Consider the following 21,389-nt stretch of genomic DNA (forward strand, 5'->3'; position numbering starts at 1 on the left):
AAAATGTCAATTTTACAATTATTTTTTTTCTGCCCGGCACACGTCTCCGGAATACGGTGACAATGCGAACAGCAGTGGATTCAGAGAGATTACCGGTTACCGGCAGCGGCTGATTTTTTCATCAGTGCCTCCGGCACGAAATTCAGGAAAGCGTGCAGATTGACACTATACTTTTTCTTGTCTACCTTATAATAAAATGCGCCTTTACGGGAACTGAGCTTGTCTTTGTCCGCCAGTCTCACCAACAGGCCGGTAGACAGGATCTTCCTGCTGAAATTGCCTTTATCGAAAGAGGTATTATAAACAGATTCGTATAGCTGTTGCAGTTGGGGCAGCGTAAACTTGGGAGGCAGCAGTTCCAGTAACAAAGGGTGCAGCGCAGCCTTATAGCGCAGCCGCTCCTTGGCCTGGTTCACCATCGCGTTGTGATCGAATATCAGCTCCGGGTGATGATTGATCGGGAACCACACGGCATGAAAATCTTCGTGCAGCTGCTTATATCGTTTGATATCAATCAGGGCCGTATACGCCACGGAGATGGTCCTTTCCACGCTGTCCCTGTCGGGCGAGCTGAAAGTATGTAATTGCTCCATATAGATGCCATCCAGCCCGGTAAGGTTTTTCAGCACGCGGGTAGCTGCATCTTCCGCACTTTCTTCTTCCTGCACAAAGCCGCCTACCAGGCTCCACTTCCCTTTGCACGGTTCGAAACCGCGCTGGATCAGCAGCAATTTTATTTCCTGTCCGTCGAAACCAAAAATGATGCAGTCAACAGCGACTAACAACCTTGTTTGCTGTGCATATCTCTTCATACAAAACAATTAGACAACAAAAGTACAAATCAGACCCCGAATCTCCATCTTCCTACCAAAAACGGATATACAGGGCGGAAATCAGCAACAGCGTGATAACAATCAACACGGTCGTAGCCTGTGATATCCTGAACATCGCCTTATCCAGCACAAAAGCCTTCGGATTGACCCGTGGCCCGGCCATACTGATGAGCACCATCACGATCATGGTAAACATAAACGCCAGTCCCATACAGATCAGGAAGGGGATCTCATATCCGCCGCTGCCATTGGGATAAGCCGTATACAGGAAATTCTCATGCCCCAATACCGCCGGCGCGAACTGATTGAAGAACACGCACAGGGTGAAACCGGTGATAATACCCGCCACGGCGGCCGCACCGGTAGTACGTTTCCAGAACATGCCCAAGAGGAACATGGCAAAAACACCCGGACTGATATACCCGGTATACTTCTGGATAAAGGTAAAGCCTCCTGCCCCACCGATACCCAGCAGGTCGTTCCAGGTAAAACCGATCGCCAGCAGCATAGCCACGATCACCACCCATCTGCCCGTCCATACCAGCTGCTTCTGGGAAGCCGTCCTGTTCATATATTTCTGGTAGATATCCAACGTAAAGATCGTGGAGATACTGTTGGCCTTTCCTGCCAACGACGCTACAATCGCGGCCGTCAGCGCCGCGATGGAAAGCCCTTTCAGGCCGGACGGCAAAAAGCCCAATATAGCTGCATAGGCGCCGTCTTTATTCTCCAGTCCGGGCAACTGCCCGTTTTTATGCAGTACATAGGCCGCAATGCCCGGCAGCATCACAATAATGGGCATCATGATTTTCAGCAGCCCGGCAAACAGGATACCGTTGCGCGCCGTCTGCAGATTAGCGCCCAGCGCGCGTTGCGTGATATACTGGTTACAGCCCCAATAGTTCAGGTTTACGATCCACTGCCCTGCTGCATACATCAGCACGCCCGGCAATACGAGGTATTTGTTGATGTACTCCTGGGAAGACGTAGCATCCGGTTTGTCCAGGATCATATGAAAATGGTCCGGCGCATCTTTCATCAGCGCCGTAAAACCCGCCAGCGCATTCCTTCCCAGCCCGAAATGTTCGCTCACCAACGTCAGCGCCATGTAAGTGGTGGCCAACCCGCCGATGATCAGCACGCTTACCTGTATCACGTCGGTATAGCCGATCACCTTCATGCCGCCCAGCGTGATCACAATGGCAAATACCGACAAGGCGATCATGACGATGTGCAGGTACTCCCCTCCCAGCAGGCCGTTGATGGCCAGCGCGCCCAGGTACAGGATGGAAGTGAGATTCACAAACACATATAAAAACAGCCAGAAAACCGCCATGATCAGCGCCACCGTTTCGTTGTACCTCGTCTTGAGGAACTGCGGCATGGTGTAGATCTTGTTCTTCAGGTAAATGGGAATAAACCAGACCGCGATGATGATGAGCGCGATGGCGGCAATCCATTCGTACGCCGCAACGGCGATGCCTACGAAGAAGCCGTCGCCGCTCATGCCGATAAACTGCTCCGCGGAGATGTTGGAAGCGATCAGCGAAGCGCCGATGGCCCACCAGGTCAGCGAACCCTCTGCAAGGAAAAAATCCTTGGCATCGGGGTTCGCTGTCTTCTTTTTCCTGTAGACCCAGTAGCCATAAACGGCTACGACGATAAAATAGGTAACGAATACAAGTATATCGTTGGCAGAAAGTACATTTTTCATAACGGGGAATGTGTCTGTTTAATAAGCGGCATCGTTCCAGCGCAACTCATTGCGGAAAGCCCTCAGCTCCGTATGTTTATCTATCAGCACCATTTCAATGCCCGCCATGTCGGCAAAATCCTGCAGGTGAACGGATGTCAGGTTCTGGCTGAAGCAGGTATGATGTGCGCCGCCGGCCAGTATCCATGCGGTGCAGGCTTTTTTCATGTCCGGGTAAGGCTTCCATAATACCCGTGCCACGGGCAGCTTCGGAAGATCGTGCGGTGGCGTTACCGCCTCCACTTCGTTCACCAGCAGCCGGAACCTGTTGCCCATGTCCACAAGCGATGCGTTGATGGCAGCACCTGCCGCAGTGTTAAATACCAGCCTTACCGGGTCCGCTTTACCGCCTATGCCCAGCGGATGTTTCTCGCAGGAAGGTTTACCCTCAGCGATGGACGCGCATATTTCCAGCATGTGCGCACCCAGCACCATGGGGTTTTGCGGATCAAAATGATAGGTATAATCTTCCATAAACGAATTGCCTCCCGGCAGGCCGCTGCCCATCACTTTCATGGCGCGCACCAGGGCAGCCGTCTTCCAGTCGCCCTCACCGGCAAAACCGTATCCTGCCTGCATGAGCCGTTGCACCGCAATGCCCGGCAACTGTATCATCCCGTGCAGGTCTTCAAACGTATCGGAGAAACCTTTATACTGGCCGTCTTCCAGGAAAGCTTTCAGCCCCAGCTCTATCCTGGCGGCATCTTTCAGGGCTGCATCGTTTAACAGCGCGGCACTGATCGTATAGGCGTCTGCGTACTCGTCCACCAGCGCCTTCACGGCATGGTCCGGAACGCTGTTGATCACGGCCACCAGGTCGCCGATGCCATGTGTGTTGCAGGCGAAACCGAATACGGATTCCGCTTCTACTTTATCGCCGTCGGTCACCGCCACATAGCGCATGTTGTCGCCAAAGCGGACGAAGCGCGCGCCCTGCCAGTCGTGCCAGCCGGCAGCCACGCGGGCCCAGGCGCCCAGTTCCCCCAGCACCTCCGGGTCTTTCCAGTGACCAGTGATCACTTTCCGGTTCATGCGCATGCGGCTCATCATAAATCCCAGCTCCCTGTCACCGTGCGCGCTCTGGTTGAGGTTCATGAAGTCCATGTCTATTTCGCTCCACGGGATATCCCTGTTGTACTGCGTATGCAGATGGCAGACCGGTTTCTTCAGGGCTTTCAGGCCCCGTATCCACATTTTGGCGGGAGAAAACGTGTGCATCCATACCACCACGCCGATACAGCCGGCCGCCGCATTGGCATCCATGCATACGGCATAAATCTCTTCGGGGGTGGTAACGATCGGTTTACAGACGACGGTAACGGGGATATGACTATCGTCATTCACGGCAGCGGCTATTTCCCGGCTGTGCTGAGCTACCTGTTGCAGGGCTGCTTCTCCGTATAAGTGCTGGCTTCCGGTCACCAGCCAGATCTCTAATTTCTTCAGATCGATCATACCATGTAGTTTATTGGCCGTAATACGAATCAGGGCCATGTTTGCGTTCGTAGTGTTTTTTTATCAGGGAATCTTTTAGTCTCGACGCGCGTAAGTTGATGGACTCCGTGAGGTAGGCCATCTGGGCGATGGACTCCAGTACCGCGCTGTTGTATACGGCCTTCGCCGGGGTGCTGCCCCAGGTAAAAGGCGCATGATTGCCTACAAGGACCATCTCCATGTCTTCATAGGTCAGGTTCCTTTCGGCTAAAGCGTTCATGATCTGAAAGCCGGTCTGGTATTCATAATTTCCGGCTATCAGTTCATCCGGCATGGGCGGAGCGCAGGGGATATCGAGGGTGTTATGGTCTGCATGGGTAGTCCCGTAAATGGGAATATCCCGCAGGCTCTGCGCCCAGGCGGTAGCGTAGGTAGAATGTGTATGCACAATACCGCCGATGTGCGCCCAGTGTTTATATAATACGGCATGGGTCAGCGTGTCGGACGAGGGGCGTAAATCCCCAGCCACCACTTTCCCGTCGAAGTCCACGATGACCATCTTATCGGGCGACAGCTCCGTATAGGGCACACCGCTGGGTTTGATGGCAAACACGCCGGCGTCCCTGTCTGCCGCGCTCACATTGCCAAAGGTAAATATAACGAGGCCCAGTGCGGGCAGCTGCATATTGGCTTCATAGGCCGCCTCGCGGATGGCCTGGTATTTCTGCGTACCCATCTTAATCGATATTCATGTTAGCGGTGAAAGCGCCCAGCGCTTTGTATTTACGGTACCTGTTTTCATATATGCCTGTCCGTTGTATATCGGGCGAATAAGTCGTTTCAAAGCCTTGTCCCATTGTTTCCATGGCGGCTTCCACTTTAGGGAAGATACCGGCGGCCGTAGCGGCGAACATGGCCGCGCCCAGGGCGCAGGTCTGTTCGGAACGGTGAATGCGTATAGGCATGCCCATTACATCGGCCATCATCTGCATGATAAAGGGTGATTTTTTGGCCACCCCGCCGATACCTATCAGTCCTTTTACCGGTACCCCTTCGCGCTCAAAGCGGTCCACGATGGCTTTGGCGCCAAAGCAGGTGGCTTCCGCCACGGCCCTGAATACCCTCGGTGCATCAGAAGCGAGGTTCAGGCCGGTGAGCGTACCTTTCAGCGACTGGTCGGCATCGGGCGTGCGGCGACCGTTTAACCAATCAATACCCCATTCGCTGTGTTCATCTGGTGTGATGGCCGCAGCCTGTTGAGACAGCTCCATGATCATCCTGCTGTTGGCCTCCTGTAACAGCGCGCTGTCATGCGGGAAAAGATGCCGCAGCGGCCATGACAATAAATTGCTGAACCAGGCATAGGCATCCCCGAAGGCCGATTGCCCGGCTTCCATCCCCATCATACCGGGGATCACGGAGCCAGGCACCTGTCCGCAGATACCTTTCACCAGCGTATCTTTCACTTCATCCAGCGGCGCCACCAGCATATCGCAGGTGGAGGTGCCCATTACCTTGCTGAGATGATAAGGCGCTATCTGTCCGCCTACAGCGCCCATATGCGCATCAAATCCACCGATGCCGATCACCACTGAAGTGCTCAGCCCGAGGCGTTCGGCCCATGCAGCAGAAAGATGCCCTGCCGCCTCGCCGGACGTATAGGTTGTAGTGAACAGCCGCCGGCTCACGTTCTGCAACAGCGGATCGATGGCCGCAAAGAAGCTGTCGGGCGGAAGGCCGCCAAAGGCTTCGGCATACAGCGCCTTATGGCCGGCGGAGCAGATGCCGCGTTTCAGTTGACTGGCGCGTGTGCCGCCTGTCAGCAGGAAAGGTATCCAGTCGCAATGCTCCACCCAGGTATAAGTAGCGTTTCTAACGTCTTCGTCTACACGCCATATGTGCAGCCATTTGGCCCAGAACCACTCCGACGAATAAACGCCGCCCACGAATCGCAGGTAGTTGCCCGGGAAGGCCGCAGCCACGGCATTGATCTCCGCCGCTTCGCGGATGGAGGTATGATCTTTCCACAACACGAACATGGCGTTGGGATTGTCTTTAAAGGCAGGCTGCATCGCCAGCGGCATACCGGTTTCATCTACCGCCACCGGCGTGCTGCCGGTCGTATCCACCGAGATGGCTTTTATATGCCGGGCCACCGCGCTGCCGGCCTGCTGCAGGCATTGCCGGATAGTGGTTTCCAGTCCTTCTATATAATCCAGCGGATGTTGCCGGAACTGGCTACGGGCGGCGTTGCAGTATAACCCATCCTTCCACCTTGGATAGTGAAACACCGCAGCCGCCACCTCCTGGCCATTGCGGGTATCTACGATTATGGACCGCACGGAATCAGTTCCAAAGTCAACACCTATTACAAAGGATTCGCTCATGTGATCAGGTTTCTTTTTTAGAATGCATACAGGTAGCCGGACTACGTGGTTACGTAGTCATCATCAGCCCCGGCAGCGGGTATTTATTGCAGTTCCAGTACCACCACAGAAAAAGGCGGCAGCTTGACGGTCAGCATATTGTTTTTCAGCACGGCGCCTTTGAAAGCTGCGGGTTTGAGCTTGTCCGGCTGCGTGAAGCTGTTATGGTCCTGCAGTTTGGCAGAGGAGAGTATGCGGCCTGCGACAGACTTATAGGCGGCCCCTGTCTGCACGGTTACTTCCTGTGGTTTGGAAGCATCGATATTAACCAGGGAGATATGGGTTACGCCCGATTTATCTTTGGAAGCGGAAGCCGATACCGCAGGCAGCTGCTCATTTTTGTAAGTATACTTGTTGCTTTGTACATCAATGGGGATGAGCGTTGCATCCTGATGCACCTTGTACATTTCCATGACATGGTAGGTAGGCGTCAGTATCAGCTGCTCTCCTTTCGTCAGCACTACTGCCTGCAGCACGTTGACAGTCTGCGCCAGGTTGGCCATCCGTACCCTGTCGGAATGGTTATGGAAGATATTTAAGGTCACGCCGGCGATCATGGCATCGCGCATGGTGTTTTGCTGGAAGAGGAAACCGGGGTTCGTGCCTGCTTCCACGTCATACCAGCCACCCCATTCGTCTACCACCAGCGCCACCTTTTTCTTCGGGTCGTATTTGTCCATGATAGCGGAGTGGCGGCGTACCAGCGTATCCATGAAACAAGCGCTGCGCATGGTCTGGAAATACTGTTCCTCTGAAAAATCTATTGCCGGTCCTTTTTTATTCCATTCGATGACCGAGTAATGATGCAAAGCCAGGCCATCCACCATGTGCAGCGGTATGTTTTTCATCAGTACTTCCGTCCAGTTATAGTCGGATGAATTGGCGCCGGAAGCTATTTTAAACAGGTGGCCGCTCATGAAGGTGGCGTACTTCCTGTAGATATCGGCATAATATTCCGGACGCATATTGCCGCCGCAGCCCCAGGCTTCGTTGCCAACGCCCCAGTACTGCACTTTCCACGGCTGTTGCCGACCGTTCTGCTGACGCAGGTCGGACATCGGGCTTTTACCGGAGAAGTTGACATACTGTACCCAGTCGGCCAGCTCCTGTACGGTACCACTGCCGACGTTGCCCGCCAGGTAAGGCTCTGTGCCCAGCTCCTCGCACATGTCCAGGAAATCGTGCGTGCCGAAACTGTTGTTTTCCGTAACGCCGCCCCACCAGGTGTTAACGATCGCAGGCCGTTTTTCCTTCGGGCCGATGCCGTCTTTCCAGTGATATGTATCAGCGAAACAACCGCCCGGCCAACGCAGGTTCGGAATTTTCAGCGCTTTTAACGCAGCGATAATGTCTTTCCTTACACCCTTAATATTGGGAATACGGGACGTGTCTCCCACATAGAAGCCGCCGTAAATACAATTACCCAGGTGTTCGGCAAAATGACCGTAAATATTTCGGTTGATCGTTTGTGTTGGCGCATCTGTATGGAACGTGACCTTATTTTGTGCCTGCAATGCCGGTGAAGCCGTCAGCAGCAACGATACGCCCATACAAACAGAACGGAACTTATTTTTCATGACGCGGAATTATAACGATAATTTGATTGATTGTTCCAAAGTAAAACAATATTTGTCAAATTTACAATTATAATTTTTCAAACAAAATACTACCGCTATGGGACCATTTTGACCACTTTGGACTTTTTCGTCCAGCCTCTCCCCTTTACCACCACTACATAAGTGCCTGTTTTCAGTGCTGCGCCTACGGCCAGGAGGTCTGCCGGCGACGGCTGGACTTTTACCATTACAGGCTTCCCGGAAGCGTCGATAATTGTAATCCGTTCTATTTTATCCTGTTTGCCGGCGGTAATGCGGAAGGTATTGGTAAAAGGGTTGGGATATACGTTCAGCTCATCGGCAGACGGACGGGCCATATCAGCGGTGGCAGCTGCCCCGGGCAAAGCCGCTGCGGGCAAAGCCACGCCGGTCATGGTCCATTGCTGGTTATAGCTGCTGCTGCCCGACCACTGCGCCAGGTCCGCGCCATTGGCCGTTTGCCCCAGTCCATCGAGATAGAGGCCGGTGGCCCGGTTTTTTAGTTTGATATAATTGCCGGTCGCTTCGGTTTTCCATTGCTGGTTGTAACTGCTGCTAAAACTCCACAGCCCGGCCACTGACCCGTCAGCCGTTCTTCCCAGCCCGTCGAGGTACAGTCCCGTAGCGCGGTTTTTCAGCCGTACATAACCGTCGGCGGCTTCCACGGTCCATTGTTGCGCATCACTGCCGCTATAACTCCACTGCCCTGTATTGGCGCCGTTGGCACTCCTGTACATGCCGTCCGCCAGCAGCCCGGTGGCGCGGTTAGCCAGCCGTACATAGCCCGGCGTAACGCCCGCAGCTTTCATAATGGTGGAAATAGTTTCCTGGTCCAGCACAACGCCGGTGCCACGGTCGTACATCTCTTTATTGATATCCCAGCAGATAGGAATAAGTCCCTTTGCTCTCGCCGAACTCACCAGGTAGTCGTAGAAATGCCACCGGGAAGCGTTGTGCAACGCCTGATCGGAAGGAGGATTAAGCGTTCTCCTGATGGCGGCGAACTCCCCGATGATCACGGGTATCCCCTTGTCGATGAACTTGGTTTTCATGAGGTCCAGCTGAGCGTCCATAAAACTCTCTTCGCCCCAGGTGGCGTTGCGGGAGGCGTCTGTAGTGGAATGGTAGTTGGCGCCCCAATAGTAGAACATCTTCCCCCAGGTTTCATCTTTGGTGATCAGCGTAAACTGGGCAGGCTCATAATAATGTATCTCCATCATCAACCGGTTGGCAATGGGATCAGTGGGCATGGTATTCATCAGGGTGTTCGTCTTATCGATATTGGTGGAAGGCCCCTGGATAACCAGCGTACGGGAACTGTTATTCCCCCCGGTGGCCCGCACGGCATTGATAAATGTCTGATGGTAAGACAACAGCACGGACATGCCGGTGGCATCGTTAACGGCGGGCTCGTTGGCGCTGGCAAACAGCAGGTGCTCGTTGTAGTTCTTAAAGGCGTTGGCGATCTGCGTCCAGTAACTTTGCTGTTTGGCATTCACCTGCGCCTGGGCGGCCGGGGTAACGTTGTTTTCCAGCCAGCCGTTGTCCCAGTGGATATTAACGATGATATAGAGGCTGTCGCGCATGCAGTAGTCCACCACTTCCTTTACGCGGGCCATCCACGCGGGGTCAATCACCCCGTTGGTACTGTGGCAGTCCCAGGCAACGGGCAGCCTGATGGTATTAAAGCCGGAAGCTTTCACGGCATCGATGGTGGTTTGCGTAACAACGCCGCCCCATGCGTTCTCGCCGCATATAGCTTCCAGCGTGTTACCAAGGTTCCAGCCCACTTTCATCTTACCGGCAATAGATTGCGCAGAGGGCAACTGGGCTGACAGTTGCAGACCTGCAAAAAGCAGGACCAGCAGCTGTACCGCTGTGCGGATACAACTGCGGACATAATGCCTGACATTTGTGCGTTGCATAATAAATTGGTTAAAGTTTGAGGATATTTATCAGAAAGACATCATTTTCACGGATGTCCATTGTCTGGGTAAAAGGCATATTTTCCTTTACAGCAATGATCGTACGGGCCACCGGCGCACCGCTATTTTGCTGCTTTATCTGCTCCACCTGTTGCCTGTTGAGCTGCGCAGGCTTACCCATCGACAAATAGGTGGTGTAAGCGTCGTTACTGCCGTAGCCCGTTTTATATAATTCCACCGCATACTGCCCGGCCGCCATGCCGGTAATGTTCAGCTGCAAATTCCCCTTTGTTTTTGACGGCAGATCGCGGATATAATAGCGTTGATTATGTACGGAGTCGCCCGGATGGGTATTGGTGAAATCCCACACCAACGCCTGTACGTTCCCTGAACTGTCACGGCATATCCAGGACGAAGTATCTTTGTTGGCCAGCTCTGTATGGCCCAGCCGGTTCAGCCACTGGTAAGCATAAAACACCGGCTTGTTGATACCCTGGATGGTCAGCATCCCAAAACCGCCATGGAAAGGCGTAAACCGCGGCCCCGGCTCTTCAAAAATATCGGTGAACACCCAATAGGACATCGAGTTGGCAGCACTGCCCACCTGCTTCAATTTCTGCAACACATAGGCTGCCTCATGATAGCTGTCGTGAACAGGATCGGCAGGCGTATACGAAGCGCTCCATTCGGTATAATGCAACTCCAGTCCCGGCATCTTCGAGGCCGTAATTTCAGCGCGCGATTGCAATACCTCGCCGCTCACGCTGGCAGGATTTTTATCGAGCACGGTGCCCGAACGGCCAAATTCATCCAGGTAGCCCTGCTTTACGCCATAGGCATGTGTACTGATAAAATCCAGCGGCACTTTATGCTGGTAACAGTAGTCTATCATCTCCGGCTCCCAGGCTGCCCCGGCCGTACCGGGCCCGCCAACGCGATAAGCCGGGTTAACATTTTTTATTGCCTTTGCCGCGTGGGTGTACAACCTAAAATAATCCGCCTGGCTTCCGGCCCAGAAACCATCGAGGTTGGGCTCGTTCCATACTTCAAAATACCAGCTTTTCACCTCCTCTGCCCCGTAGCGTTCTGTGAAATGCGTCACCAGGTTTTGGACCAGCTTTTCCCATTGCGCATAGTCCCTCGGCGGCGTAACATTGCCGCGCCACCAGAAAATAGTCTTAGGCCCGCTGGCCAGCGCCGATGGCATAAACCCCAACTCTACAAAAGGCTTCATACCTATACTGTGGAGAAAGTCGAACAGCACGTCCACGTACATGTAGTTGTACTGCGGCTGACCATTTTCATCCATTGCGTATACCGCCATTTCATCGTTCAGCAGGCCGTGCATACGGATATACCGGAATCCGCACTCTTTCCTGACATAGGCCAGCTGCTGCTGCCAGTCGGCACGAAGCCCTTCGGCAGCACGACCCGCGCCCACGCATGCATTCAGCATGGCGGGCAGCGGTCCGGCCGTCTTTTTGAGGTCAACATTTATTACGCGATCCTGGTTATGTTTCTTTAAGTCCTGTGCAGTAACGCTTTTCGCGATGATTAAAAGCGCGGCAGTGATTACATAGTAATATCTTTTCATCAGTTTTCCGTTCTCAGGTTATTCTTTCCAGACGAGGACCCCGCCCGGTTTTATTGTCTTTTCGCCGATCAGTACTTTCGCTGTTCCGCTCATGTTCATCGTGTAGTCATCAGAAGAATAGTTGACCGCCACATAAAAACCATCCCGCCAGTACACCAGCACGCCCGGCGGGTAGTTCTCGGTGGTAGCGCCTGCGGCTGTGTAGATATCCCGCAATACGTCTTTCTCCAGCCTGGCGTCGTCGGTATCCACGCCGATGTAGGTCACTGTACCTTTGCCCAGCCTGCGTTTAACCACGGCGGCAGCGCCTTTGTAAAACTGATCGTTGTAAACAGCTACTGCTTCGGTGTTTTTATCCGGCTGTAAAAGATCACCCCAGTTGTTCCAGCGGTAATGACCGGTTTTCGTTTGTACGTCTCCGTAGTACTGGTCCGGCAGCATATCGAAGGCAGAGATACGGGCCCCTATCAGCGAAAACAGCGGAGCAGCCCAGCCTTTTTCCCACAGGTAACCGGTGCGGTTTTTAGTCGCCGTGCGGCAGGTAAGGATAAGATGCCCGCCGTTGGCAGCGTATGCCTCCCATTTTTTTATCAGGCTGCTGTCCACCAGTTCATAAGCGGGAATGATCACAAAATTATAGGCTGACAAATCCGCTGTTTCGGGCACCACATCAGCCTGGGCGCCGAAGGATTTGGCTATCTGCAGAAATTTGATCGGGTAGTTCCAGGTATCCCACTGCCTGGTTTGCCGCTGCTGATCGAAAGACCAGTAGTTCTCCAGGTTCCACAGGATAGCGGTGGAGCGTTTTGCCAGTTTTCCGGGCAAGGGCGCTTTGATGTCCGCCTCTTTTCGCAGCGCGTTCATCTCCTTCATGAACTGCATGTAATCGTAACCGCCGGGTGATGGTGTGACGCCGTCAGTTTCCATAATACCGGAATGATACTGTTCCGCGCCGTAGTTGATCTGGCGGAAACGATAAGAGCAGGCCAGCCGGCCGCCGGCCGCAAAAATGTGGTACAGCCACATGCGCACGGTGCCAGGCAAAGGCAAAGGCGTAAAGTTGCCCCAGTTCACCGTTCCCGGCTGTATCTCCATGGCGCCGGTGACGCCGCCGGTGGATTTGTAGTATTCGGCAGCGAAGAGGATCACATTGCTGTTGCCCAGCCTGAATCCCTGTTGACCGATGTTATGCGTGCCACCGTTCGGATAAGCGGTGTAGGTAGCGAAGTCGAGCTGCGTTGTGCGCCGCGGGTCTGCTCCCGGAGATACTGCTGTATAGTTGGTGGTAATGAACTGATGCTTTGAAATGTTGGCACGCAGTGTACGCGACTGAAAATCGAGATACTCCGCCTGTATGTCTGCCATATAACGTTTGAAATCGAGCACCGCATGCGGATTGCTGCCCCACCAGCCGACGAGGTCCACGTTCGGAATGAGGACCTGTTCAAAACTGTTGTACCACTGGCTCCAGAAAGCGTTGCCCCACACGGCATTCAGCGTATCAATGGAATGGTATTTATTTTTCAGCCATTGCCGGAAGGCTTCCTGTGAAGCGGGACTGAAATCAGGTTTGGCATCCGGCTCATTGTCCAGCTGCCATCCGATCACGTTTTCATGTTTACCGTAGCGTTGCGCCATTTTAGTAACGATGGTTTCCACGAGCCGGCGGTATACCGGGCTCGCCACAGATCCCAGGCCGCGGGTGCCATGCTCCCCGCGGATATACCGGCTGTTCATCTGGAATGTTTCAGGGTACTGAGAGCGTATCCATGCCGGCGGCGTGGCGGAGGGCGTGCACAGCACCACTTTCAGGTGATACTTTGTACAGAGGTCCATCACCGTATCCAGCCAGGTGAAGTCATACTTGCCCTCTTCCGGCTCCATCCTGCTCCACGCAAATTCCGCGAGGTGCACAAATTCAAATCCCATCTCCGACATTCTTTTGATATCGCGTTCCCAGAGATGCGGGTCCCAGTGTTCGGGATAGTAATAAATACCTGTCGTGATCAGGTGTTTGGCCGGAAAAAACGGATGGTCCTGCCGGGAAAATGCCTGTGATACCGTGAGTACCACCAATAGCCATAACAACAAAATACACTTCTTCATGTACCTGATTTTATAATTGAACATCTATTTGATTTTGACGACCCGGATATTGTCGATGGCAGCATAGAACCCGGTAGCCGTGGGCCCTGCCGAAAAGTTAGCCGTCTGGATATTGACGGGGCCGGCGCCGGTATTGGTCAGTAATGCGGTCAGGTCGGCAGCGCTGACGCCTTTACCGTCATTGGAACGGAAACTGCTGAAAGGAATGGTGACCGTCCGCCAGCCTTTGGTGACATAGCTGGCGGTAGTACCGCTGGCGTTAAGCCAGGGCTCGTAGCGGGCGAGAAAGTCCCTGCTGTAGTTTCTGATCACATAAACGGTCGTACCGTTCCATGCGGAGGGCACGTTGATTTCAAATTTCAGCGCGTACTGGTCGAGGGCCACTGTCAGACTGTCTTTAGGTACCCATTGCACTTCTTTCGTGTTGATACTGCGCTGATTGCCCCACCAGGTACCGTCGCCACCGGCGAGCACACCGTTTTTCAGCACGGCATAGGTACCCCTGCCGCCGGGGAAATCGGCACCGTTACTTTCCAGGGTGGCGCCCCAGTCGAAAGGATTGATGTTATCAAAGTTGCAAAGCATGCCGGTGGTGAGATCGTTGACATTGTATTTAGTGGAATCCGCGCCGGACTTTGTCACTACTTTCACCTGGCCGCTGTGGCTCAGCTGCGGCAGTACGAAGCCGACCGATGTTCCGTCTCCCGCGGCGGCGAAGTTTTTTATCGCTGCGCCGGCGAAGGTCACCTGCTCCGTAAAGAAGAAGTTAGTTCCGTATACATACACAGAATCGCCCGCATGGGCGTTTTCATTGGATACCCCGGTGATGACCGGCGGCGGCGCCACAATATTGAAAGAAAAGGTGGCCGTGCCCTGCGGCGTCACGTACCGGATAACATTCAGGTTTTCGGCAGATACCGCCGGAAAGGGTATCACCGCCGGCACCTGCACCACAGCGCTGGTATCGGAAAACATCACGCTTTTAATGCTGGCAGCGACGCCGTTGAACGTCACTTCCAGCGCGCCCTGCAGCCGATGGCCGGACAGCACCACCCATTGCCCGGGCAACACTGCTGTGAGCAGGGTATCATCAGGTGAAGCCGCATAGTTTCTGACATGTGTGATAACAGGTCCGTTTCCGCCCCGTTCTTTTTTGCAGGCGGTCGCCACCAGCACCATCATTCCGGCGAGCCACCATAACAAGCTTCTGCTACCTGCGTTTGAGATCAGTATATTCACTGGAGTAAATTTTAATGTTTAGTAATAGGCTACCGGAGGTTCCAGCAACTTAGGATTAGCGGTCACTTCGGAGGAAGGAATGGGGAAGAAAAAGCTGCGGGCCGTGGCAGGCGTGATCACTCCATAAGGATCGGCCGGCGTCACCACTCCATCGGCGTAGGTAAACGTCACTCTTGACTCGCCGTTCAATTTGCCGACAGCTTTTGAAGGATTATAATAAGACAGGCGCACCAGGTCTGTCCAGTACTGCCCTTCTGCGGCCAGTTCTATCCTGCGCTCCATCAGTACGCTGTCAGCGTCTATCCGGGGCGCTGGATGCATGCCCGCCCGCTCGCGTACCTTATTGAAATACAACAGTGCGTCCGCGTCGCTGGTAGACGCATTGTTGCCGAGTAACGCTTCCGCATATACGAGATATACATCTGCCAGCCTTAACAGGGCATTGTGCTCCGTGGAGGACGACAATGTCATGGTGGGCGCATTATTGTCCTTGTTGGTGCCGATGATGTGTTTTTTTAATCCGCAGTCACCGGTGAACTGGTATCCGCCGCCGGCTGCATTCAGTTCGGGATAATAATCTCCTTTCAGCATGAAAGTAGCCTTCCGCCTGACGGAGTCTTTTGAGGTATAGCCTTTGAACAGGTCTACCGTAGGACGGATATTAAACCATCCCGGCTGACCGTTGGCAGATATTTCCGCGCCGCCCGGGGAGTAGATCTGCAGCATATTCCCTTCCAGCCAGGCGCCGCCCGGCGCCCACTGCAGCGCGAACAACGATTCAGGGTTGTCGTTGAACTGTGTTTTAAACAGGTCCGCATAGTTGCGCAGCAGGGACAAGCCACTGTTCTTACAGACATTACCTGCGTACTTCCGCGCGCTGTCGAGGAGCGCCTGATCGCGCGTACCGGAGTGGTTAAGTCCTGCCACGGTCAGGTACACCTTGCCCAGCATGCCCTGTGCCGACCAGGTGGTCACCCTGCCCGCCACATCGGCAGCCGGAAGGTGCTGCGCGGCAAAAGTCAGGTCGTTGATCACAAAGCGGTACACGTCTTCTGTTTTGATACGGTTCACCAGCGGGGAGATCACCAGCTGGCTATTGTCTTCTATCACCGGTACCGCTCCCCAGTGCACCGCCAGGTTGTAATAGGCAAAGCCGCGTATAAAGCGGGCTTCGGCGACCGCAGCGTTTTTGTTGGCAGCGGAAATACTGTCCGGCGCTTTCTGTTTGATGGCGTTAATGGTGACATTGCAGTGCGCGATGATGTTGTACATCGACTTCCAGTTGGAAACCATGATCGCATTCAGCCCGGTGACGGAGAACGTGTTCAGCTGTACGGCATCTCCCCAGTAGCCTACCGCCAGGTTGCCACTCAGCACATCGCCTACGGGCAGGTAACAACTGTAGTTCCAGTCGCCCCAGGGCGACCCCGCATACAATGCAGCTGTGGCCAGCCGCAGGTCGCTGGTGGATTGGTAAAAATTATCCGCGCTGATCTGTGACAACGGCGGACGGTCCAGGAAACTCTTTGAACATCCCGCCAGCACGATCACCACTATGTGACAAAACAATATTTTTATGATGGACTTCATAATCTTCTCGTATTAAAATGAATGACTTTATTTGGTCAGTTTCACGTTGGCGCCCACAGTAAACACCCGCGGCTGCGGATAAAAACCGTTGTCGATACCGGCGCTGAGCGGGTCCCATGAGCCTATTTCAGGGTCGAGGCCCGAATAGTTCGTGATCAGGAAAGCATTGGAAACGTTGACATACAGCCGCAGGTAGTGGGTGCGGATTTTGCTGAGCAGCTTATCCGGGAAAGTATACCCAAATGAAATATTCTTACACCGCAGGAAGGTGCCGCTTTCCACGAACTTGTCGGAATTGCGGTTATTGTCGTTGGTGTTGTCATTTCTCAGTCCTACGATCCTGGTATCCGGATTTTTTACATAAACGTTTTTGATATCCGTCGGCGATCCTGCCGGGTCTATCATCGACACCTGCGCGTAGTTCATGAGCGAACGGAGATAACCGAAGCTGGTACCGGGATAATCGCCGTTTATCCGCAGCTGGTTAAATACCTTGCTGCCAATATTGGCGTTGAAGAAAATATTAAGATCAAAATTTTTGTACGAGAAAGTATTATTGAGGCCGATCTGGTATTTGGGAATGGGTGAACCGAGGAAGGTCTGGTCTGCTTCGTTGATGATACCGTCGCCATTAAAATCCGTGAACTTCAGATCGCCATACCAGATACTGCCACCGGCAGCGCCTACGGGCAAACGCACCCCGTTCTTCACCGGCAGCGCATGGGTTTCAAAGTCTTTCTGTGTGGCAAATACGCCGCCGTCGATCACATAGCCGTAGAACTCCCCGATGGAACGGCCCACCACCGTTTTGCTGTACGGCCGGTCCAGCGAAGCACCGTCCGTATTCAGTTTAACCACTTCATTGATATTACGGGAGACTGTCAGGTCCGTTTTCCAGGTAAACTTTTTACCCTGGATGTTGGTGGAACTGATGCGGAAATCGAAGCCTTTGTTATTGACGGTTCCTATGTTCACAAAAGGAGCATCGAGCGAGCCGGGGGCCCACCCGATGGCCGTACCGGAATACAACGGCAACGGTATCTGCATCACCAGTCCGTCTGTTCTGCGGTTGTAGAAATCCACCGCAAAATTCAGGCGCCAGTTAAAAAACGTTCCATCCAGGCCGATGTTGGCATATTTGGTTTTTTCCCACTGTACGTAAGGATTGCCAACGTTGACCGTCAGCTGTGCCACGCCGGTGAGGCCCGTTGCCACCGTCGTCAGCGTAGATGTATAGGCATAGTCCCTGATGTTCTGATTGTTGGTGAGGCCATATCCCAGTCGTAGTTTCAGGTCGTTCATTTTCCCGAACTGCTGCAGGAACTCCTCATTTTTCAGTTTCCAGGCGAAAGCGCCCGACCAGGTGGTCACCCAGCGGTTTTCCGGGGCGAACTTTGAAGATCCGTCTGCCCGCACATTGGCGGTGAACAGGTATTTGTCATTGATGCCTGCATTCAGGCGGCCGAAGTACGATTCCTGCGCGCTTTGTCCTTTGATGCCGGTATTGGCGGCCGTGGTGGGATCGCCGCTGCTGATAACCTGTACATTATTGGAGGGAAAATTGGAGCGGGTGGCACTGGAGGCTTCGTTGGTGCTTAACTGCGCCTCATGGCCCAGCAATACATTCACATTATACCTGTTTTTAAAGAGATGTGAATAGGTCAGGAAATTTCTGACGGTGGTAAACAGGTTCTGATTGTAGATATAGGCGCCGCTGTTATTGATATTTTTCACCAGGCCGAAAGTATAGGAAGGATTAAAGCGGTCTTCCGTCGCCATGGAAAAGCTCACGGTAGCCTCGTTTCTCAGGACGAAATCTTTCAGAAAAGAGATTTCCGCATACAGGTTACCGAAAAGCTGGTTGCGGTTTACCTGGTCTTTATTGATCAATGCAATGGCATAGGGATTCACCGTACTGTTAACCCAGCCGTTGGGGTTATAGGCGCCGCCCCAGCTGCCGTCGGTGTTTTTCACCGCGATGTCCGGCGTTTGGCTCAGGGCTGTATTGATAACATTGGAGCTGGTGGCGTTCACGTTCTCTTTGATATTGATCAGTTGCAGGCTGGTACCGATCTTCAGCCAGTCGGTGGTTTTATTGTCGAGGTTGAGCCTTACCGACAGCCGTTTAAAATCGGACCCGAGGGCAATGCCTTCCTGCTTAAAATAACTGCCGGACAGCAGGTATTGCGTTCGTGCGTCTCCTCCGTTGACCGTCAGCGAGTGGTTGTACATGGGCGCATTTCTGAATAGCTCCCGTTGCCAGTCCGTCCCCTCGCCGAGATATTGGGGATTGGCAAACTCCGGGCGGGTATCGAAGCCCCAGCCGAGGCCTTTGTTGCGTTCGTTGATAAAGGCGGCGTATTCGCGCAGGTTCATCAGCGGCAGCCGTTTCGGCAACTGCTGAAAGCCGGTATACATGTCATAGGCAACAGCCGGCGGAGCAATCAGTCCTCTTTTGGTAGTGATGACGATCACGCCGTTGGTGGCCTGGGAACCGTAGATGGCCGTAGCGGATGCATCTTTCAGGACATCAATGGATTCAATTTCGGACGGATTGATACCTGCGAGGGGGTTGGTACCGGCGCCCGGCGACGCTGTGCCACCGATGATCACCCCATCGATGACGTATAGCGGAGCGGCGTTCCCAAACGAAGAGATCCCGCGGATCTGAACGGAGACAGCGCCACCGGGCTGACCGGATATTTGTTGCGCTACCAGTCCCGGTACCTTTCCCTGCAGGGCCTGATCGAAAGTGACCGGCTGCGTTTTCCGGATCTCGTCTCCCGTAACGGAAGAGATAGCGCCGGTAACATCTTTACGTTTTGTTTTACCATAACCGATCACCACCACATCTTCGAGCTGAGATACGTTCTCCGTCAGTTCCACCCTGACAGGGTTGTTTCCGTCGATCGTTATCTCTTTCTTTTGGAAGCCCATCATAGCGACTACCAATACGTTTCCTGCCGATGCCCGGATAACAAACCGGCCGGCCGCATCGGTCACGGCATGGTGGCTGGTATTTTTTACGGTGACAGAAGCGCCGGGAACAGGAGCGGCGTTTTTCCGGCTAACGACGATGCCGCTTATGCCGGCAGTCTGGGCAAAGCTGCCTGTACTGAACAGGAGTAGCCATAGCAGCCATACAGGCAGCGATGCCTGACAGCGATTAATTTTGGTTGAGCGCATAACAATTTTTTAGACAGCAAATTTTCTGGTATTCACATAAGGGTACCCGAAAGCGGCCGGATAGACATCCGGTTGCTTAAATAGTCAGGTACATCAGGGGTATTTCTGGTTGTGCAGCAAGAGAGGGTCATAAGAGGGGATATCGTCGGCGATGCGGCAGATGCTCCCGGCAAACCGCATCTTTACCGGGCAGCCGGCACCATCCGACGATGTCTTCGGAAAACAGGTAGAGGATAAACAGCTCGTCCGGCACGGGCCGGCGAAAAGCTTTCAACAGCGCAATAAATAATCTCAGGGCCTGACGGCCTTGTAACAGTTCAAGTTTCATATACGTGGATTAGGTACTGTAAAAATAGGGGGAGGCGTCCGGATGAAGGGGGCCTGATTGTTTCAATTAAAGGGTCTATTTGTTACAAATCACTGCTGCTGCGGCTTGCAGCATAGCGGGCGGCAGGAGTAATCCGGCAACCACGGACACTACAACGCCCACCGGTACCGAAGTACCGGCGGGCGGCTGTTGCAGTTGGTGAACGGCCAAAGCTGTTTTAATCGAGACTGATCATCGCCTTTACGATGTTGGCATCGGTCGTGAGGGAAGGAAACTCATTCGCCACATCATTAAAGTGCAGATAACGGGTGATATATTTTTCGGGCATGATCCTGCCGGTACGGATATTCTCCAGCACCAAGTCGAAGTCCTGCCTGGTAGCATTGCGGCTGCTGAGCAGCGTGCCTTCCCGTTTATGGAATTCAGGGTGACTGAAAGTGATATTTTCTCTCTGCAGTCCTACCAGCACATATCTGCCTGCATGTGACATCCACCGGAAAGCGTTATTGATAGCATTCAGATGACCGGTAGCATCGATCACCACAGCAGGCATATCACCGTTAGTGAGATCTTTCAGCTGCTCATCCAGGTACTCATCCTGCGCGTGGAGGGCAGCTTTTACGCCGGTGATTTTCTTCGCCCACGCCAGGCGGTAGTCATTTACATCCATCGCTATCACCTGCGCTCCTGCGATGACAGCCATCTCCATCACCGCCAGGCCGATCGGCCCTGCTCCCACCACCAGCACATCTTCCCCCGGGGATATGGCTGCCCGGCGTACGCCGTGGGCCGCGATGGCAAAAGGTTCCACCAACGCCAGCCGGTCGGGCGCCAGTCCGGCCCCCGGCAGCAATAAATGCGATGGCACCGCCAGCAACTCCGCCATGCCGCCATCGGCATGTACGCCGATGACCTGCATCTGCTGACAGCAATTGGTATGACCGCTGCGGCAGGCAATACAGCTGCCGCAATGATGATAAGGAATGATGGTTACCAGGTCGCCGCGGTGCAGCCGCGGTGCATCGCCCATTACAAATTCCGCCGCCAGCTCGTGTCCCAGCACGCGGGGATAGGTAAAATAAGGCTGTGTGCCGCCAAAAGCATGGATATCGGTCCCGCATATCCCGATACGCCGGATTTTTATTATCGAATAGCCGGGTAAACATACCGGCTCCGGAACATCACGGTATTCCAACTTCCCCGGCTTACTGCAAGAAATTACCTTCATGAACTTCTGTTTAAAAAGCGACATCGTTCCGGAACGGTAGTCGTCGGCATAGATGACTGAAGACGACAGGATTAGACCGTTAGGTCCGCCCCTCCCTGAAAAACACCGTTGACTTTTTTTTTCAAAAGTACCTATCACCCGGTTGGAAGACT

Annotated in this window: 14 protein-coding genes; all 14 read right to left on the minus strand. The window is 53.7% G+C overall.

The annotated features are described in order from the left end of the window. Nucleotides 1-89 precede the first annotated feature (89 nt). Nucleotides 90-812, minus strand: coding sequence for an NUDIX hydrolase (locus tag HF324_RS19985; protein WP_168804178.1), 723 nt, complete (start codon nucleotides 810-812; stop codon nucleotides 90-92). A 52-nt stretch (nucleotides 813-864) separates the two neighbouring features. Then, complete coding sequence (locus tag HF324_RS19990) at nucleotides 865-2,547, minus strand: sodium:solute symporter family transporter (protein WP_168860638.1); 1,683 nt, start codon at nucleotides 2,545-2,547, stop codon at nucleotides 865-867. Nucleotides 2,548-2,565: 18 nt separating this feature from the next. After that, on the minus strand, nucleotides 2,566-4,080 hold the full coding sequence (araA, locus tag HF324_RS19995) for an L-arabinose isomerase (RefSeq protein ID WP_246269596.1): 1,515 nt from the start codon (nucleotides 4,078-4,080) through the stop codon (nucleotides 2,566-2,568). Then, the gene (gene araD / locus HF324_RS20000) at nucleotides 4,052-4,756 is read right to left on the minus strand and encodes an L-ribulose-5-phosphate 4-epimerase AraD (protein WP_168804180.1); all 705 of its coding nucleotides are present in this window, start codon (nucleotides 4,754-4,756) and stop codon (nucleotides 4,052-4,054) included. Before araD ends, araA begins: the two co-directional genes overlap by 29 nt. A 1-nt stretch (nucleotide 4,757) precedes the next feature. Then, nucleotides 4,758-6,407 carry a ribulokinase gene (locus HF324_RS20005; RefSeq protein ID WP_168804181.1) on the minus strand — a complete coding sequence of 550 codons (1,650 nt, stop codon included), beginning with the start codon at nucleotides 6,405-6,407 and terminating at the stop codon, nucleotides 4,758-4,760. An 83-nt stretch (nucleotides 6,408-6,490) separates the two neighbouring features. Then, nucleotides 6,491-8,023, minus strand: coding sequence for an alpha-N-arabinofuranosidase (locus HF324_RS20010; protein ID WP_168860639.1), 1,533 nt, complete (start codon nucleotides 8,021-8,023; stop codon nucleotides 6,491-6,493). Nucleotides 8,024-8,118: 95 nt separating this feature from the next. Then, nucleotides 8,119-9,966, minus strand: coding sequence for a cellulase family glycosylhydrolase (locus tag HF324_RS20015; RefSeq protein WP_168860640.1), 1,848 nt, complete (start codon nucleotides 9,964-9,966; stop codon nucleotides 8,119-8,121). 10 nt (nucleotides 9,967-9,976) lie between these two features. Then, a complete protein-coding gene (locus HF324_RS20020) occupies nucleotides 9,977-11,560 on the minus strand; it encodes a GH39 family glycosyl hydrolase (RefSeq protein ID WP_168860641.1) in 1,584 nt (527 codons plus the stop codon). A gap of 18 nt (nucleotides 11,561-11,578) precedes the next feature. Next, nucleotides 11,579-13,666 carry a beta-galactosidase gene (locus HF324_RS20025; protein ID WP_168860642.1) on the minus strand — a complete coding sequence of 696 codons (2,088 nt, stop codon included), beginning with the start codon at nucleotides 13,664-13,666 and terminating at the stop codon, nucleotides 11,579-11,581. 24 nt (nucleotides 13,667-13,690) lie between these two features. Next, nucleotides 13,691-14,905 carry a glycan-binding surface protein gene (locus HF324_RS20030; RefSeq protein ID WP_168804186.1) on the minus strand — a complete coding sequence of 405 codons (1,215 nt, stop codon included), beginning with the start codon at nucleotides 14,903-14,905 and terminating at the stop codon, nucleotides 13,691-13,693. Between the two features lie 18 nt (nucleotides 14,906-14,923). Then, nucleotides 14,924-16,495, minus strand: coding sequence for a RagB/SusD family nutrient uptake outer membrane protein (locus tag HF324_RS20035; RefSeq protein WP_168804187.1), 1,572 nt, complete (start codon nucleotides 16,493-16,495; stop codon nucleotides 14,924-14,926). Between the two features lie 27 nt (nucleotides 16,496-16,522). After that, nucleotides 16,523-19,681, minus strand: coding sequence for a SusC/RagA family TonB-linked outer membrane protein (locus tag HF324_RS20040; protein WP_168860643.1), 3,159 nt, complete (start codon nucleotides 19,679-19,681; stop codon nucleotides 16,523-16,525). Between the two features lie 127 nt (nucleotides 19,682-19,808). Then, a complete protein-coding gene (locus HF324_RS20045) occupies nucleotides 19,809-20,009 on the minus strand; it encodes a bromodomain-containing protein (protein WP_168804189.1) in 201 nt (66 codons plus the stop codon). A gap of 217 nt (nucleotides 20,010-20,226) precedes the next feature. Continuing rightward, entirely contained in the window at nucleotides 20,227-21,237 is a 1,011-nt protein-coding gene (locus HF324_RS20050; RefSeq protein ID WP_168860644.1) for a zinc-binding alcohol dehydrogenase family protein, read from the minus strand. Nucleotides 21,238-21,389: the final 152 nt, after the last annotated feature.

Origin of the sequence: Chitinophaga oryzae (assembly GCF_012516375.2) — a bacterium.
In the GTDB taxonomy this organism is placed as follows: Bacteria; Bacteroidota; Bacteroidia; order Chitinophagales; family Chitinophagaceae; genus Chitinophaga; species Chitinophaga oryzae.

Bases quoted from the DNA above. Each gene is read 5' to 3' on its own strand.
- HF324_RS20045 (WP_168804189.1), bottom strand. From the start codon at position 20,009: ATGAAACTTGAACTGTTACAAGGCCGTCAGGCCCTGAGATTATTTATT.
- HF324_RS20025 (WP_168860642.1), bottom strand. From the start codon at position 13,666: ATGAAGAAGTGTATTTTGTTGTTATGGCTATTGGTGGTACTCACGGTA.
- HF324_RS19990 (WP_168860638.1), bottom strand. From the start codon at position 2,547: ATGAAAAATGTACTTTCTGCCAACGATATACTTGTATTCGTTACCTAT.
- HF324_RS19985 (WP_168804178.1), bottom strand. From the start codon at position 812: ATGAAGAGATATGCACAGCAAACAAGGTTGTTAGTCGCTGTTGACTGC.
- HF324_RS20035 (WP_168804187.1), bottom strand. From the start codon at position 16,495: ATGAAGTCCATCATAAAAATATTGTTTTGTCACATAGTGGTGATCGTG.
- araD (WP_168804180.1), bottom strand. From the start codon at position 4,756: ATGGGTACGCAGAAATACCAGGCCATCCGCGAGGCGGCCTATGAAGCC.
- HF324_RS20005 (WP_168804181.1), bottom strand. From the start codon at position 6,407: ATGAGCGAATCCTTTGTAATAGGTGTTGACTTTGGAACTGATTCCGTG.
- HF324_RS20020 (WP_168860641.1), bottom strand. From the start codon at position 11,560: ATGAAAAGATATTACTATGTAATCACTGCCGCGCTTTTAATCATCGCG.
- HF324_RS20040 (WP_168860643.1), bottom strand. From the start codon at position 19,681: ATGCGCTCAACCAAAATTAATCGCTGTCAGGCATCGCTGCCTGTATGG.
- HF324_RS20050 (WP_168860644.1), bottom strand. From the start codon at position 21,237: ATGAAGGTAATTTCTTGCAGTAAGCCGGGGAAGTTGGAATACCGTGAT.
- HF324_RS20015 (WP_168860640.1), bottom strand. From the start codon at position 9,966: ATGCAACGCACAAATGTCAGGCATTATGTCCGCAGTTGTATCCGCACA.
- HF324_RS20010 (WP_168860639.1), bottom strand. From the start codon at position 8,023: ATGAAAAATAAGTTCCGTTCTGTTTGTATGGGCGTATCGTTGCTGCTG.
- araA (WP_246269596.1), bottom strand. From the start codon at position 4,080: ATGGCCCTGATTCGTATTACGGCCAATAAACTACATGGTATGATCGAT.